The 13,981-nt window shown below is 53.0% G+C and carries 14 protein-coding genes; 8 read left to right on the plus strand and 6 right to left on the minus strand.

The genetic code is table 11. The annotated features are described in order from the left end of the window. Positions 1-162 precede the first annotated feature (162 nt). The 3 genes from ACHZBS_RS25840 to ACHZBS_RS25850 all read left to right on the plus strand — a co-directional run bounded on the left by ACHZBS_RS25840 (position 163) and on the right by ACHZBS_RS25850 (position 3,468). The gene (locus ACHZBS_RS25840) at positions 163-636 is read left to right on the plus strand and encodes an SRPBCC family protein (protein ID WP_319409427.1); all 474 of its coding nucleotides are present in this window, start codon (positions 163-165) and stop codon (positions 634-636) included. A gap of 515 nt (positions 637-1,151) precedes the next feature. Further along, positions 1,152-2,318, plus strand: a complete 1,167-nt coding sequence (locus ACHZBS_RS25845; protein ID WP_319409428.1) for an acyl-CoA dehydrogenase family protein — start codon at positions 1,152-1,154, stop codon at positions 2,316-2,318. Positions 2,319-2,331: 13 nt separating this feature from the next. Continuing rightward, entirely contained in the window at positions 2,332-3,468 is a 1,137-nt protein-coding gene (locus ACHZBS_RS25850) for an acyl-CoA dehydrogenase family protein (protein ID WP_319409429.1), read from the plus strand. Positions 3,469-3,702: 234 nt separating this feature from the next. Here the strand turns inward: ACHZBS_RS25850 and ACHZBS_RS25855 are convergent, their stop codons facing one another. From ACHZBS_RS25855 to ACHZBS_RS25870, 4 genes are read right to left on the minus strand one after another with little or no spacing between them, the layout of a single operon-like run. Continuing rightward, positions 3,703-4,608 carry a 4Fe-4S binding protein gene (locus ACHZBS_RS25855; RefSeq protein ID WP_319409430.1) on the minus strand — a complete coding sequence of 302 codons (906 nt, stop codon included), beginning with the start codon at positions 4,606-4,608 and terminating at the stop codon, positions 3,703-3,705. A 45-nt stretch (positions 4,609-4,653) separates the two neighbouring features. Further along, complete coding sequence (locus ACHZBS_RS25860) at positions 4,654-4,782, minus strand: hypothetical protein (RefSeq protein WP_319409431.1); 129 nt, start codon at positions 4,780-4,782, stop codon at positions 4,654-4,656. A 20-nt stretch (positions 4,783-4,802) separates the two neighbouring features. Beyond that, a complete protein-coding gene (locus ACHZBS_RS25865; protein WP_319409432.1) occupies positions 4,803-5,504 on the minus strand; it encodes an EthD domain-containing protein in 702 nt (233 codons plus the stop codon). Between the two features lie 51 nt (positions 5,505-5,555). Beyond that, positions 5,556-6,806 carry an MFS transporter gene (locus ACHZBS_RS25870; RefSeq protein ID WP_319409433.1) on the minus strand — a complete coding sequence of 417 codons (1,251 nt, stop codon included), beginning with the start codon at positions 6,804-6,806 and terminating at the stop codon, positions 5,556-5,558. A 181-nt stretch (positions 6,807-6,987) separates the two neighbouring features. Between ACHZBS_RS25870 and ACHZBS_RS25875 the strand changes: the two genes are divergently transcribed. Both ACHZBS_RS25875 and ACHZBS_RS25880 read left to right on the plus strand, forming a co-directional pair. Further along, a complete protein-coding gene (locus ACHZBS_RS25875; RefSeq protein ID WP_319409434.1) occupies positions 6,988-7,566 on the plus strand; it encodes an alpha/beta hydrolase in 579 nt (192 codons plus the stop codon). A 167-nt stretch (positions 7,567-7,733) separates the two neighbouring features. Then, positions 7,734-7,877 (plus strand): alpha/beta hydrolase, encoded by a 144-nt coding sequence (locus tag ACHZBS_RS25880; RefSeq protein WP_319409435.1) that lies wholly within the window; start codon positions 7,734-7,736, stop codon positions 7,875-7,877. Between the two features lie 14 nt (positions 7,878-7,891). Here ACHZBS_RS25880 and ACHZBS_RS25885 read toward each other — a convergent pair whose 3' ends face one another. Together ACHZBS_RS25885 and ACHZBS_RS25890 are read right to left on the minus strand one after the other, a co-directional pair. Continuing rightward, positions 7,892-8,083, minus strand: a complete 192-nt coding sequence (locus tag ACHZBS_RS25885; RefSeq protein WP_319409436.1) for a hypothetical protein — start codon at positions 8,081-8,083, stop codon at positions 7,892-7,894. A gap of 156 nt (positions 8,084-8,239) precedes the next feature. Then, the gene (locus ACHZBS_RS25890; RefSeq protein WP_319409437.1) at positions 8,240-9,415 is read right to left on the minus strand and encodes a thiolase family protein; all 1,176 of its coding nucleotides are present in this window, start codon (positions 9,413-9,415) and stop codon (positions 8,240-8,242) included. Positions 9,416-9,937: 522 nt separating this feature from the next. On the opposite strand from ACHZBS_RS25890, the gene ACHZBS_RS25895 reads away from it, so the two are divergent. The 3 genes from ACHZBS_RS25895 (at position 9,938) to meaB (ending at position 13,967) form a co-directional block, all read left to right on the plus strand. Next, positions 9,938-10,726, plus strand: coding sequence for an enoyl-CoA hydratase/isomerase family protein (locus ACHZBS_RS25895; RefSeq protein WP_319409438.1), 789 nt, complete (start codon positions 9,938-9,940; stop codon positions 10,724-10,726). 383 nt (positions 10,727-11,109) lie between these two features. Beyond that, positions 11,110-12,960: an acyl-CoA dehydrogenase gene (locus ACHZBS_RS25900; RefSeq protein ID WP_319409439.1), complete on the plus strand. Its 1,851-nt coding sequence runs from the start codon at positions 11,110-11,112 to the stop codon at positions 12,958-12,960. Next, the gene (meaB, locus tag ACHZBS_RS25905) at positions 12,960-13,967 is read left to right on the plus strand and encodes a methylmalonyl Co-A mutase-associated GTPase MeaB (protein ID WP_319409440.1); all 1,008 of its coding nucleotides are present in this window, start codon (positions 12,960-12,962) and stop codon (positions 13,965-13,967) included. The genes ACHZBS_RS25900 and meaB overlap by 1 nt, the downstream gene beginning before the upstream one ends. Positions 13,968-13,981 lie beyond the last annotated feature (14 nt).

The raw sequence follows: 13,981 nt of genomic DNA on the forward strand, positions 1-13,981 counted from the left end.
AAATCGGAGCCGAGATGAACCGCGATAGCGTGCCCAATCCCCGTGGCTTGCCGGGGGAGGCAATGTTCCACCATCGGACGGTTTGGGGCGGTGGGGGGATTTCGAATCGCAACATCAAAATTTCATATGGTTTTTTCGACAGTGTAAACAGGAGAAACGACGATGGAAAAGGTTGAGTACATGACAACGGTAGATATCCCTCTGGACGTAATGTGGGATTTCCTGAAAAATTTTGACAATTGGGCTCCGATGATCAAGGGATACGAGAACCATGAAAAGATCGATGAGAAGAAATCGGTCTGGATGATCCGGGGGAAATTCGGTGCGTTTTCCCGACTAACCAAATTTGACAACAACATCACCGAGTGGATTGAAAGAGAACGGGTGGCGTTCGAATTGACCGGCGTTAACGAGCCAGTTACCGGATACGGAAGCGTAAATCTGAAACCGGGAGAAGCGTTCAACAGCAGCCAGATCTCCGCCGAACTTGGGTTCGATGCCGGAGGTGCACTCGGCCCGCTGATCAATCGTTTGGTAAAGCCGTGGGTTAGCACAGTGGCGGAAGAACTCGTTGAAAAACTCGTAGCGGCGATTAACCCCCAAGACTTCCAGTCCGTCCATTGGCAGCAACAGTGACCTGATTCGGAGGTATCGACATCCTGATGAATGATGCCCAATGGGTATCACTATAGTCACCGAGCAGTCCGTGAATGTGAATTTCCGACGGCTGATCGAGGCCATCCTGGGCCAATTCTGGGTATGGAGGCAGAATCTGACTATACGCCCATAGTTCCTGGGGGCGAAATTGTTGCAACTCGCAAAGGCGATGCCTCCCCCACTGTCATGGCGGCAAGCTTTACCATCCGAATGAAACGGGTGACTGCCGGGATCGCTTTGGATCAATGCTTGGCCGGTAAATGGATTAGTGGAGGTCGAATCGACGGATGGTGCACTTTCGCCTGGCTGGCGATCGAGCTGCGAAATATCACATGAAAACTCGCGATATATCCATAAAATAAGCTTAAAAAGCTCCTTTTTTTTCATCAACTATATGTTATTAAAATAAAAAAAAACGAATTTAAGGTTGGTATGCAACCTGCAGCCTCGAGTGACGGATTGCATTCATGAATTTATTACCAAGGGGTTGGCGCATGGATTTTACTTTTTCCATTGAGGAACAACAGTTGGCCACTGATGTTCGGCAGTTCATCAAAGAGGAAGTTACGCCGGAGTTGATCGCGGAAACCCATGAACTGGAATTCATTTACGGGGGACCGCTGGCCAGGCAATTTTTCAAAAAATTCGCCGCCAATGGTTGGTTGACGCCTTCATGGCCCAAAAAATACGGCGGTCTGGAGTTACCGGAAATTGCCCTCTACATCGTCAAAAACGAGCTGGCTTACGCAGGACTACCGTTCCTTTTTTCTGGTGCGTTCCTGTGCGGGCCCAGCATCATGCGGCACTGCGATGAAAAGACCAAACAGAAATTCCTTATTCCCATCGCCAAAGGGGAGATCGAATTTGCCCTGGGATATTCCGAGCCCGGCGCCGGATCGGACCTGATGAGCCTTGAGATGACCGCCGAGGACCGCGGTGATCATTTTGTCGTCAACGGCCAGAAGACCTTCAACACTCATGCCCATGTGGCCGATTACCACTGGCTGGCCGTCCGGACCGATCCAGCGGCGCCGAAGCACAAGGGGATCTCCCTGTTGATGGTTGACATGAAAAGTGAAGGCATCACGATCCGTCCCATGATCAGCATGGCCGGAACCCGGACTAATGAAGTTTACTACGACAATGTTGTCGTCCCTAAAGAAAATCTCGTGGGTGAGAAAAATCAGGGGGCCAAGTATATCATGGTGGCGCTTGATCTGGAACGAATGTTCGCCTACGGCCACTACCAGCATTTTTTCGAAAAGCTGGTCGCTTACACTCGGGAGACCATCATCGATTGTCAGCCTTTGCTGAAAAATCCCCTCGTCCGTCAAAAAATTGCCCGACTCGAAACCCAGTTAGATGTGATTCGACTGCTCTACTTCCGTTTGGCGCACATTCTGGGCAAAGGTGAGGTACCGACCTACCAGAGTTCAATGGAGAAAAACGTGCTGGCCGATTTTGCCCAGGAGCTGGCCAATTCAGCCATGGAAATTTTGGGGATGCCCGGCCAGATAAAGGCCGGTGACCGGCGGGCGATTCTGGAAGGTCGCGCGCAGTGGCTTTACCGGTTTACCGTTGTCGAGAACATTTGGGGGGGATCGGCGGAGATTCAGAAAAGCATCATCGCTCAACGGGGCCTGGGCCTGCCGCGCGGCTAAAAGGAGACATGCCATGGACTTCGATTTGAACACCGAACAGAAGATGCTGCAAAAGTCCGCCAGGGAATTTTTTTCCAAGGAGTTGGACAGCGAGATGGTCCGCGAGATGGAAAAAGATGCGACCGGGCATAGTCCCCAAATCTGGAAAAAGATGGCCAGGATCGGATGGATGGGACTGTTGATCCCGGAGGCGTTTGGCGGCGAAGAAATGGGTGTTACCGATATGGCCATCGTCCTGAAGGAAATGGGGTATGCAGCCTTTACCTCACCCTATTTTTTCACTGCTGTGGTCGGTGTGTCGCTTCTTTTGACTGGGGGCAGTGAACGCCAGAAGAAAAAGTTGCTGCCGGTCGTCGCCAAAGGAAAGAAAATCCTCACCCTGGCATGGAACGAAACAGGCGTCGAGACCGCCTGCAGCGGTCTAAGCGCTACGGCCGAAATCCGGGGAGATCACTATCTGTTAAACGGCACCAAGACCTTCGTTCCCTTTGGCCATGTCGCTGACCAGATCGTTGTCGCTGTTCGGACCGGACCTGCCGGCGAGAGCGGTGAAGACGGCATCAGTCTGTTCATCGTGGATCGTGATCAACCCGGAGTTAACGTAGAAGTCGTCGAGACGATGGCCGATGATAAATCGTGCGAGCTGAACTTTGAGAACCTGAAGATCCCGACAGAGAACATGTTGGGTGAGAAGAACCAAGGCTGGCCGATTCTGAAATCGGTCTTTCAGGTATCGGCCGCCCTCAAGTGTGCCGAGATGGTCGGCGGTGCCCGCAAGGTGCTCCAGATGACGGTGAACTATGCCAAGAAACGTGAACAGTTCAGTCGCCCCATCGGTAGCTTTCAGGCGATCCAGCATCACTGCGCCGACATGATTACCCACCTGGAAACCTCCGACCTGATCCTGCTGGAAACCTGCTGGAGGTTGGATCGGGGCGGCGATTGCGCCAAACAGGTTTCCATGTGCAAGGCCTGGGTTAACGAGAACTGCCGAAGGCTCTATCTATTGGGCCACCAGGTAATGGGCGGCTTCGGATTTATGGAGGAGGTCGATCACCAGCTCTATTACCGGCGGGGAAAGGCGGCAGAGGCAATGTTCGGCAACGCCGATTACCATCGCGAGGCGGTCGCCCGGCACATGGAAGGTTAGCGCAACCTATTAAAAAAACTCTATAGCGCCATGCCTGCATGCTCGCCTGCATTGTATTCATGTTCCGTTTTCCTCTTGTGTGACTGTGTTTATACGCCAATCCTCACACCCCTGCATCCAATATAATACAATACGGCCGTAATGCGATCTGTGAAAACGCATGAATTGGGGATGAACACCTTGTCGAAATAGGCGATACCGTCCTCATGTGGAGATGGGATCGGTCTCCAGCGATCATGGCGTTTCTGTGCTGTGAATGCTTTCCATCAGTTTGCCGATGGATTCCACCGGCTTTTCGTACGTTTCTCTTTCAAGCAGACCGATCGCTTCCACCGAGCATGTAGTCACACAAAGCCCGCAGCCGATGCATTTGTCTTTCAAGATTTCTGCGATGTTTTCGGCCATTTCGATAGCGCCTACCGGGCAACGCTCTATGCATGTTTCACAGCCGGTGCACAGATCTTCGTCGATTTGTGCTGTGAATCTCGAAGTGGCCACCGCGGTTGGCTTGGACAAATAAGAGATCGCTCTGAGCTGGGTGCAGCAGCAGGTGCAGCAGGAACAGATGCCCAGGACGACATCACGCGTGTTCATGGTTAGATGGACCAAGCCTTCTTCCTCGGTCTTCTGTAAAATGCGGAGCGCTTCCGCGTGGTCGATTTGCCGGGCCCGGCCGGTCTCCACGAGAAATTGTGCGAATTCGCCAAACATCAGGCAGACATCGGTGGACCTTCCACACCCCTCAGCGGCCAATTCGGCAGCAGTGCGACAGGCACAATCCAACACCGCGGAGAAGTTGGCTGTTTTCAGGAGCTCCGAGACCTCCTCATAGGATAAGACCTCAATGGTTGCCGGTATGGATTTCTTCACCGGGATCACGCGCATAACCGGTGTTTTGATCCGTTCGTGCATTTTCTTTCCCCAGCCGCTTGTGTAATAATCCCGCCACAGCCTTGCCAGGCGCTCTTTCTGTGGATTTTTCTCTTTTTTGGCGAACGTCACTTCCCACAGCCCCGGGGCCGTCGGCAGCAGTGCATACTGCTGCTCCTCGCTTTCCACTACCCCTGGCTTCTTCATCAACAGACCCTTTTTGACCATCCGTTCCAGTTTCTTTTGAATGGATTCCGGATCTTCGTTCATCCGTTCGGCAATTTGAGAAACCGGTTCTGTATGTGGGGTGAGGATCTAGGCCAGTTGGGCTTTTTCAGGCGTTAACATGATCTGCAGAATTTCCAACAACTCTTTCGACTTCGGGGCCCAGAGTGGATAATTATTCAAATGATTGCGGAGTTTGGAATAAACGCCTTCTTGCATGAATGCCTCCAAGGTTCGACTTAGCAATTGGTTATTCTGTATAACCCCATCACCGAACGCGAATGATCGATAAAATGCTTTTCGTCTTCAAGGGCATCTGCGGTGACTTCAGGTTGTGCCATGATATTTTGGAAATCCATCACATCTCGAAAGTATCCCTGTGCAGCACCATTGAAATCCGCGATGCCGAGGGTTAACCGTTTGGCGATGTCACGGGTAGCCGTTTCGTCGGCATGAAACTGGCGGTAGGCCCTGAGTATCGGAACTTTTCTGGCGACCTCGGCATGCTTGTTCAACCAGTAGTAGTGGTAGGCGGAATCGGTCATGGTGGGAAGGCGGCGGATGGCCATGACGAGCACCAACGGCTCCTGACCGGGAAGGATCGCATGCTCGGTACCCGCAATCACAGCGGACCGGGCCGGCTCGATCCATTCGCTCAGATGCCCGACGACGTCATGAAGACGTGTTGCGAGTTTGTTCAGGTCCCCATTTGGCGTGCCGATTTCGAACACGGCATCAAAAGATTCGGCCGATTCAGGGATTTCCTCGCTGTGGGCGATACCCCGAGTTGGATCATCTTCAAGGCGTATAGCCGTCAGGCAGATGGCTCCTTCGGGCAGTAGGGTAGTGATTCGGTCGGCTTCGGATGAGATCTTTTCTTTCAAAAACTCCAATGACGCATTCGCTTTTTTGTGGAACAGTAATTGAACCTTGTCAATCAACCGCGGCCTCCTTTGGTAAATGCAGCAGGTGAGAAAAGTTTTTAAAGGGATTTAATCCTTCGAAACCCGTGCCGAGTGCGTTTCCGAAACCATCACGAAGATGAGAGCGGCGACCAGAAAGCAAGTCCCCCAACAGACGATAGCGGTGGCGCCCCCCATTTTTTCTGCGATCAGGTTGCCTACGATCGGGGATATGAACCCGCCCGTGAAAACGGACGCCAACAGAATGCCATTGATCGCTCCGGCGAGGGATGGACCCAGGGATGGATGTTCAAGGGGAACGACAAAGCAAATGATGACGGCCCCGGTAGAAAGCCCCCAGATGGCAAATGCCGCTGCAAGTAATGGTCCTGTCAAAAAAGCCGTCGCCATGACGGCTATCGCATTGATGCTGAATGAAATCAGAAAGATCCATTTTCGATTGCCCAGACGATCCGAAATCATGGGGACGATCAGCGATCCAGCCACAAATACATAGAGCAGGATGGAGACATAACCGTTGGCCGTGGCCTGGGTCATTCCCTTTCCCGCCAGGTACAAGGGAAGATAGCCAATCGCACCGATATATCCGCCTTGGGATATAAACATCACTGCCGCCAGCAGCCAGACATCCCGGCTTTTTATCGCCACGCTGATGCTGTGAAACATTGTCGATGGGACAGCATTTTCTGTTTCGGCGGCAGGCTTATCCGGTTTTCGGTCTCGAACCACTATCAACCAGACGACTGCGATGGTAAGGCTCAAACCGCCAAGCACATACAGGGTGTTTCGCCAACCGCCCAAAGCGGGGGAGATCAACGATCCGCCGAACGTGATGGCCAAGCCGGCACCCAATCCATAACTTCCCATAACAACGCCATTGGCCAGTCCAAGCTCTTTGGACGGAAACCACATCCTCACGAGTTTGGGAAGATTCGGTCCAATGGATGAATAGCCGATTCCGAAAACAAACATCCAGATGAGCAGTTGGTTAAAACTGTCCGCGGTTCCTCTGAACGCACCGGCAGCCGCAACCAGCAGAATACCCATCCCGACAACCCACCGGACACCGTATCGATCTGCCCCAATTCCCATGGGAATACAACAGATGGCGTTGGCAAGAGGCATCATTCCCCATATGGCCCCCAATTCGACGAGACTCAGACCAAGACCCACCGATCGGGGCTGGGAAATCTCATAAAAAAGGACCGGCATGATGGTCCACGCAGCTCCCGCTACGATTGCTTGAACAAATGCGCCAACGGACAAAACCATCCAGCGATAAGGTGTTGAACGGTGTACCACTACTTCTTCAGAAATCATGGTAAGTGCTCCTTCAAATGGAAACTAAGTGCCGGTGCATACCGCTTCGGTTTGGTGAAGCCCTGACTGCCATGTGACGGTCACCAAGGCTTGAACGAAATTCTCCCATTCGGGGAATGGGAAAAAACAGCTGCCCGAACGGTGTCGATCACTTGCTATATTGCCGCCCATGGTGATAATTGTGATCGACAACAGCTGGAAGAGAACCCTGCTTCATCCGGAATTTAAGAAAACAGCGAGACGGCGATCAGCGCTTTCGGACATAGCGGAAATGATGGCAACCGTTAAAGTAAACGACATAGAAATCGACTATGAATTGCGCGGCCAGGGTTTTTTCCTCGTCATGATTATGGGGTTTGCGGGAAATATGCAATGGTGGCCGCCGGCACTGGTGGAGACACTTGCTAATCACTATCGACTCCTGTTGTTCGATAATCGTGGCACCGGTAAAACCACTTCCAATGGATGGTGCTACAGCATTCAATTGATGGCGAAAGACACGCTGGGGTTGATGGACGCTCTGGGCATTCAGCAAGCACATATTTTGGGCGTCTCCATGGGTGGCATGATCGCTCAGGAAATTGCCCTGAATGATCCGGAACGGGTACGCCAACTCGTGCTTGGCTTTACAGCTTGTGGTTTTTGGTCGGGAGCCACCATGTCGCCCAACCTTGTCAACCTATGGCTCGACTATTCGACAAGGGCCGAAGTCCGCAAGAGACGATTCTTGACCAATCTTTTTTTTCACGAGCTTTTTTAACCCACTATCCCGATAAGTTCGAGCGCTTCAGCAAGCGTGCCAGGGAAATCCCAACGTCTTCTGAAACGAAGCTAAAACAAATCGCCGCCATGTGGTTGTTTGACAGCTATTGGCGTCTTAGGTGTATCCAGGCCAGTAGCCTGGTCATGACCGGGACCGAAGATTGCATGGTATCGCCCCGAAATTCAGAGATTTTGGTCAACCGCATCCCCCAGTCCCGTCTGAAAACTATAGATGGCTGCGGTCATGGGTTTTTTATCGAGGCGGCGGAAACCGTGGCCAAAGAATTGATCCAATTCTTTAAAACCTGAGTTGATATAAAACACTATTTTGTATGCCGCATTGCGCAGATGATTTTCCGACGGGTGCCGCCAGGATCGATGACGGCATCGAAAAGCTCCGCGAGATTCTCACGGGTCGTGCGCAATCCTTTTCCATGCCGGGTGTCAACCGCTTCGAGGCGGGATTCATCCCACAACCGGCGCAATCGTCGCTTAAATTGGTCCAACGCATCCATCGTCGATCATCCTTGAATGCAGCCGTTGTCGTTGTGTCTTGCCGGCGTGGTCCATCCTGAACCAATTATTCCGAATCTTCTCATGGTAATGCGCTATCCAAGAATTTCTGACGGCGCTGTGGGATTATATGGAAGTAGTGAATTACACTTCTGCGTTTACGTGCACTCGAAAATGGTCGCCGGCGCCATGCCTCCGCCGGTACATAGGGAGACGAGTCCATAACGGCCGTTTCTTCGCTTCAGTTCGTGAATAGCCGAAACCACCAGGCGGCAGCCGGTATTGCCCACCGGATGACCCAGAGCAATAGCGCCTCCGTTGACGTTGAGCTTGGCCGGATCGGCGTCGAGTTCTTTGAGCCATGCCAGCGGAATGGGGGCAAAGGCTTCATTGATCTCGAAGATGTCCATGTCAGCCATCGAAAGGTTGGCTTTTTTCAAGACCTTGGGGGTTGCGTAGATCGGGCCGGTCAGCATTAGTTTAGGGTCCGATCCGACCACTGCGCTGGCTACTACCCGCGCCATGGGCTCAAGGTTAAGCGATTTCATCTTGCTTTCGCTCATCAGGACCACGGCGGAAGCACCGTCGGTGATCGTGCTGGAGATACCGGCCGTGATGAATGTCGTGTTGGGAAGCACCTTCAGTCCGTCCAGGGATTCCATGGTGGTAGTCGGCCGAATGGGTTCATCCGTGTCCCTGATGATGGCGTTGCCCTCCTTGTCGAGTCCCCTCATGGGCAAGATCTCTCTTTTGAAGTACCCCTTTTCCGTTGCCTGATGGGCCTTCTGGTGGCTTTCCATGGAAAAGGCCTGACACGCCTGTTTGGTGATTCCCCATTGATCGGCAATCAACTGGGCGCCGAGCATCTGGTCCGGTGCACCGTATTTGCTGGTGTAGTATTCCCCATAAGGGTTACCCATGGGGGCGCCGGTGAACAGGGTGCCGTTCAGGTCCGAGGTGATGGTGTACTTGGTCAGCATTTCGCAGCCGCTGGCAATGACGACATCCATAGTACCTGTGGCGATCAAGCCGGTGGCGAGTTGGATGGCCGACAGGCTGCTTCCGCATTGGCGGTTGACGGAAATCCCGGGAACGGTATCGGGAAATTTTTTCGAGGCCAACACCCCCGTCCGACCCAGGGTGAACCCCTGTTCGCCGACCTGGTATACAGTGCCATTGATCACGTCATCGACCTCAGCCGGGTCTAAGTCGATCCGCCTCACGACTTCATCCAGAACGGTTCCCAGCAACTCCGGTGCCGTCCATTCCCTCAGAAAACCTCTGTTTTTGCCCACAGGTGTTCTTACTGCACTGACAATAAAGACATCTTCCATCGAAATTTTCCTCTCCATGTCCGTTGGTTGTGTGAATCCGGTTTTGATGGGGCGGATAATGGCGTCTCCGCGATTGATAAATCATTTTACGAGTCCAGCTATTATCAAGTAGCAAAATGCACGCCACCCTTGAAGTTAATATAACCATTAAAAAAGACTACACATTATTCTAATCAACAAACGAATTTCGCACTAATTTTTTATATTTCATCGTTGCGTTGGCTATATTTAATAAAAATGCATCATCGATCACTTGAGCCAGAATCTCCATTTTTGACTTCCGTTGGCATTGAATTCTGAAAATTTGTTAAATATAAAAAAAAATTTGGTTAAATTTCGTCATTGCCTTGGCGACAGGTTCGCATAAATTTATTAATAAATTGAAATAATAGATAATATAAACGAGTCAGAGGTGGCATGGTGTTTGCTCCAGAAATCTCCAATGGCAATCACCGACCGTTGTGAAAGCATGATTAGGCCAACAGTACCGCCCCTGATCATCAGTTATAAGGAGCAACAGGAATGGACGAAAAAACAGTTCTCATGGAAGTCACCGGATCAATAGGAAAATTGACGTTCAACCGGCCAAACGTGCTCAATGCCTACAACCAGGACGTGTCTGAAACGTTGATTCAGGGAATCAATGCATTGGCGGCAGACGATTCGGTTCGTGTCATCGTCATCACGGGAACCGGCAAAGCATTCATGGCTGGCGCCGATATCAATATGGTCAACGGATGGGCCGACCAGGGAGGTGTGAGCAAGATCCGCGCCTCGCTGAAAAAAATGTTCACGCCCAACATGCTCGAGATGTGCCCGAAACCGATCATTGCCGCGGTCAACGGGCTGGCTTTCGGCATGGGGTGTGAGATCGCGATGGGGTGTGACTACCGGATTGCCGCCAGCAACGCCAAATTCGCACTGCCGGAAATAAAGCTTGGCATTCTTCCCGGTGCCGGCGGCAGCCAGCGGATGCTTCATCTCGTGGGTGCCACCCGGGCCTTGGAGATGATTACCACCGGTGACCCCATCGATGCCGCGGAAGCATTTCGCATCGGACTGGTTAATCAGGTCGTCGACGGAGAGGCGCTCTGGGAAGCCGTCGAAGCATTCGCGGCACGGTTGACGGACAAGAGCGCCCATGCCCTGAAAACGGCCAAGCAATTGATTTACCAGGGGGGCAGCCTGCCGCTTTACGATGGCGTCGATTACGAACGCGATCGATTTTGCGAAATTCTGCTGACTGAAGACGCCGCCGAGGGAACCCGTGCATTCCTTGAAAAAAGGAAACCGGTATTCAAGGGAAAATAAATTTTTCATGTTCTATACGCGGGTCGATGGGGAACCGATGAAACGATTGAAAAAAACCATTTTGCTGCCCTTGCGGAAAGTGGCCTACCACTCGCACCATCAACGCCTGTATTACTGGTCCGAGATTCAATTATACGAGCTACGTCATGTATGTGTCCTGCCCGACTGTTATTACAAGGGGCTTTTTAGATTATGCATGTGGCTGGTCAATTGCAGACGATTCTACCGGTTGGCAGGCTGGGGGATCCATACCATTCCTTATCATGTACGTTTTCACGTGGCATGACGAAATTTGGAATTTTCTCCTTTTACAAACTAAAAAAATGTCGTTCGTTAAAGCGCTCACGGCAGTGCGACATCGAAAAGAGAGGCGGATAACCGGAATGGCCAGATTACTCGTAGATGACAGAGATATAAAATTCGTACTGTTCGAGCTGCTGAAAATTCAGGAATTGTGCGCCCACGAAAAATTTTCGGACTGGAATGAAAAAGCGCTGGACCTGCTGCTTGGCGAGGCACTGAAATTTTCGGAAAAGGTGTTGTTCCCACTTAACATCGAAGGCGACAAGATCGGATTGAAATTCGAATCGGGTCAGGTGACCACGGTGCCCGGCACCAAGGCGGCCTATCGGGATTTTGTCGAAGGCGGATGGTTGACCCCCTGTGAAGACGAGTTGTACGGCGGACAGGCGCTTCCGGAGATCATCAAGTTTGCCACCCACGAGATGTTCTTCGCCGCCAACTTTCCCTTTATGTGCTACGTCAATCTCACCCACGACGCGGCCAAACTGATCGAACTGTTCGGCACCGACGATCAGAAGCAGCACTATCTGGCGAAGATGTACGGCGGCAGATGGACCGGCACCATGTGCCTGACCGAACCGTCGGCCGGATCGGATGTGGGCGCCATCGAGACCCGGGCGATCCCGGCCGAAGACGGCACATACCGGATCAGCGGGCAGAAGATCTTCATCACCAACGGCGAAAACGACATCGCCGACAATATCGTTCACATGGTCCTGGCCCGCATCGACGGCGATCCGGCCGGTGTCAAGGGTCTGTCCATTTTTATCGTTCCCAAATATCGCCTCGATCCCGACGGGTCCCCCGGGGAAGCCAATGACGTGCGCTGCATCGGGATCGAGCATAAGATGGGGCTGAACGCATCGCCGACCACAACCCTGTCCTTTGGCGAGAAGGGCCAGTGCCATGGCTACCTTCTGGGCAACGTGTGCAAAGGCATCAAAATCATGTTTCACATGATGAATGCTTCCCGTCTGGAAGTCGGCATGTGGGGCCAGGGGACCAGTTCGGTCTCCTACCTGCATGCTCTCGATTATGCCAAGGGACGCAGACAGGGCCCGGGCATGAGAAATCCAAAAGCGGGCCCTCAGGCGCCGATCGTCGACCACCCGGACATTCGCCGGGTGCTTTTAATGATGAAGTCTCTGGTGGAGGGAATGCGGGCGATGCTCTATTACAGCGGCTACGCCATGGACCAGGCGGAAACCGCTCCCACCGAGGACCAGCGGAAGAAGTGGCACAATATCGTCGAGGTGCTGATTCCCATCTGCAAGGCTTATCCCACGGAAAAAGGCGTCGACCTGGCCTCCCACGCCATCCAGGTTTATGGCGGGTACGGCTATACCCAGGAATATCCCGTCGAGCAGTTCATGCGTGACTCCAAGGTGGCCTGTATTTTCGAGGGCACCACTGGCATCCAGGCCATGGATTTCGCCCTGCGCAAGGTGGGCATGAAAGGCGGGCAGGTGTTCGCCGGCCTGTTGGCGGATATGGACGCGGTTATCGACAAGGCCGGAAACCTGCCCGGCTGGGAGCAATACGCCGCCCAGGTCAGGAAGACCAAAACCGCTCTGGGCGTCCTGCCGGCGGTGTTGGCGCAGCAGGCCAAGGATACGGGGATCGTCAGTACATTTCTCCAGGCAACGCCTTTTTTGGATGCCACGGGTGACGTCCTGGTGGCCTATTTCCTGTTGTGGAGCGCCGTGGTCGCTGAAGAGAAACTTGAGGTGCTCTTCAGGAAAAAGAAACTGCAGGATGCCGATCAACGCAAGGCCTTCATAGAAAAGAATGCCTCGGCGGCCTTTCTTGCCGGTAAAAAAGAGAGCGCCCGATTTTTTATTGCCAACATGCTTCCTATCACCGACGGAAAACTCTCTGCGATCGGGTGGGGGGATCTGTCGGCCTGGGAGATTGCGGAGAAATCGTTTTGATGGACCTGGTCGACAGGATACTGGCTGGCGAAACGTCCGCCATCGCAAGAATGATTTCTCTGGTTGAAAGGCGCGATGCCGCGGCGCCGGCGGCCATGAACCGCTTGTATGGCCAATGTGGCCGCGCCCACATCATCGGAATTACCGGCCCGCCCGGTGCCGGGAAAAGCTGTCTGGTTGCCGCCTTGGTCCGTCAATTGCGCGATAGACAGCGGTCCGTGGGCGTTCTGGCCGTCGACCCATCCAGCCCCTTTACCGGTGGCGCCATTTTGGGGGACCGGGCACGAATGGAGGCGTTCTCCAGTGACCCCGGCGTTTTTATCCGATCGCTGGCTACCCGGGGGTCGGTGGGCGGGCTGGCGGAAGCCGTCAACGGTGCGGTGGACGTGTACGACGCCGCTGGCAAGGATGTGATTCTGATTGAGACGGTGGGAGTCGGTCAAAACGAAATTGATATTGTCAATCTGGCTCACACGGTGATTCTTGTTGCGGTCCCTGGATACGGCGACGGTCTTCAGGCCATGAAGGCTGGGATCATGGAGGTGGGTGACATCCTGGTGGTCAACAAGGCCGACCTTCCTGGCGCCGATGGAGTGGTCGGAGAAATGTGCGGGTTGCCCGGTAAAGCAGAGGCGACACGGATTCTAACGGACCCGGAGATCGCCACCGACACCTGGCGTGTGCCGGTTCTGCCGACGGTGGCCATCAAAGGCGAGGGGTTTGCCGAACTGGTCACGCTGATCGATCTGCATCTCAAGTTCCTGAAGACCGATGACCGGATCATGGAAAAAAACAAATCCCGTCGGGTCAACCAGTTTCTGGATGTGCTCGCCAAACGTATCCGCGCGGAATTCTTCCGGCAAGTCAGGATCGATCCGGGATTTAGGAGATGGATTGAGAAGATCGAAACACTTCAACTGGATCCCTACCGGGCTTCCGAAGAAGTCGTCGATTTCATCCTCGACGCCAGAAAGATGTTAATCGGCGGAACCGCTCCCGCTGAATAAAACAAATTTGTATA

Source organism: uncultured Desulfosarcina sp., assembly GCF_963664155.2.
GTDB lineage: Bacteria > Desulfobacterota > Desulfobacteria > Desulfobacterales > Desulfosarcinaceae > Desulfosarcina.

Coding starts and splice junctions, on each gene's coding strand:
- ACHZBS_RS25840 (WP_319409427.1), top strand. CDS start 163: ATGGAAAAGGTTGAGTACATGACAACGGTAGATATCCCTCTGGACGTA.
- ACHZBS_RS25845 (WP_319409428.1), top strand. CDS start 1,152: ATGGATTTTACTTTTTCCATTGAGGAACAACAGTTGGCCACTGATGTT.
- ACHZBS_RS25850 (WP_319409429.1), top strand. CDS start 2,332: ATGGACTTCGATTTGAACACCGAACAGAAGATGCTGCAAAAGTCCGCC.
- ACHZBS_RS25855 (WP_319409430.1), bottom strand. CDS start 4,608: ATGAACGAAGATCCGGAATCCATTCAAAAGAAACTGGAACGGATGGTC.
- ACHZBS_RS25860 (WP_319409431.1), bottom strand. CDS start 4,782: ATGCAAGAAGGCGTTTATTCCAAACTCCGCAATCATTTGAATAATTAT.
- ACHZBS_RS25870 (WP_319409433.1), bottom strand. CDS start 6,806: ATGATTTCTGAAGAAGTAGTGGTACACCGTTCAACACCTTATCGCTGG.
- ACHZBS_RS25880 (WP_319409435.1), top strand. CDS start 7,734: ATGGTATCGCCCCGAAATTCAGAGATTTTGGTCAACCGCATCCCCCAG.
- ACHZBS_RS25885 (WP_319409436.1), bottom strand. CDS start 8,083: ATGGATGCGTTGGACCAATTTAAGCGACGATTGCGCCGGTTGTGGGAT.
- ACHZBS_RS25890 (WP_319409437.1), bottom strand. CDS start 9,415: ATGGAAGATGTCTTTATTGTCAGTGCAGTAAGAACACCTGTGGGCAAA.
- ACHZBS_RS25895 (WP_319409438.1), top strand. CDS start 9,938: ATGGACGAAAAAACAGTTCTCATGGAAGTCACCGGATCAATAGGAAAA.
- ACHZBS_RS25900 (WP_319409439.1), top strand. CDS start 11,110: ATGGCCAGATTACTCGTAGATGACAGAGATATAAAATTCGTACTGTTC.
- meaB (WP_319409440.1), top strand. CDS start 12,960: ATGGACCTGGTCGACAGGATACTGGCTGGCGAAACGTCCGCCATCGCA.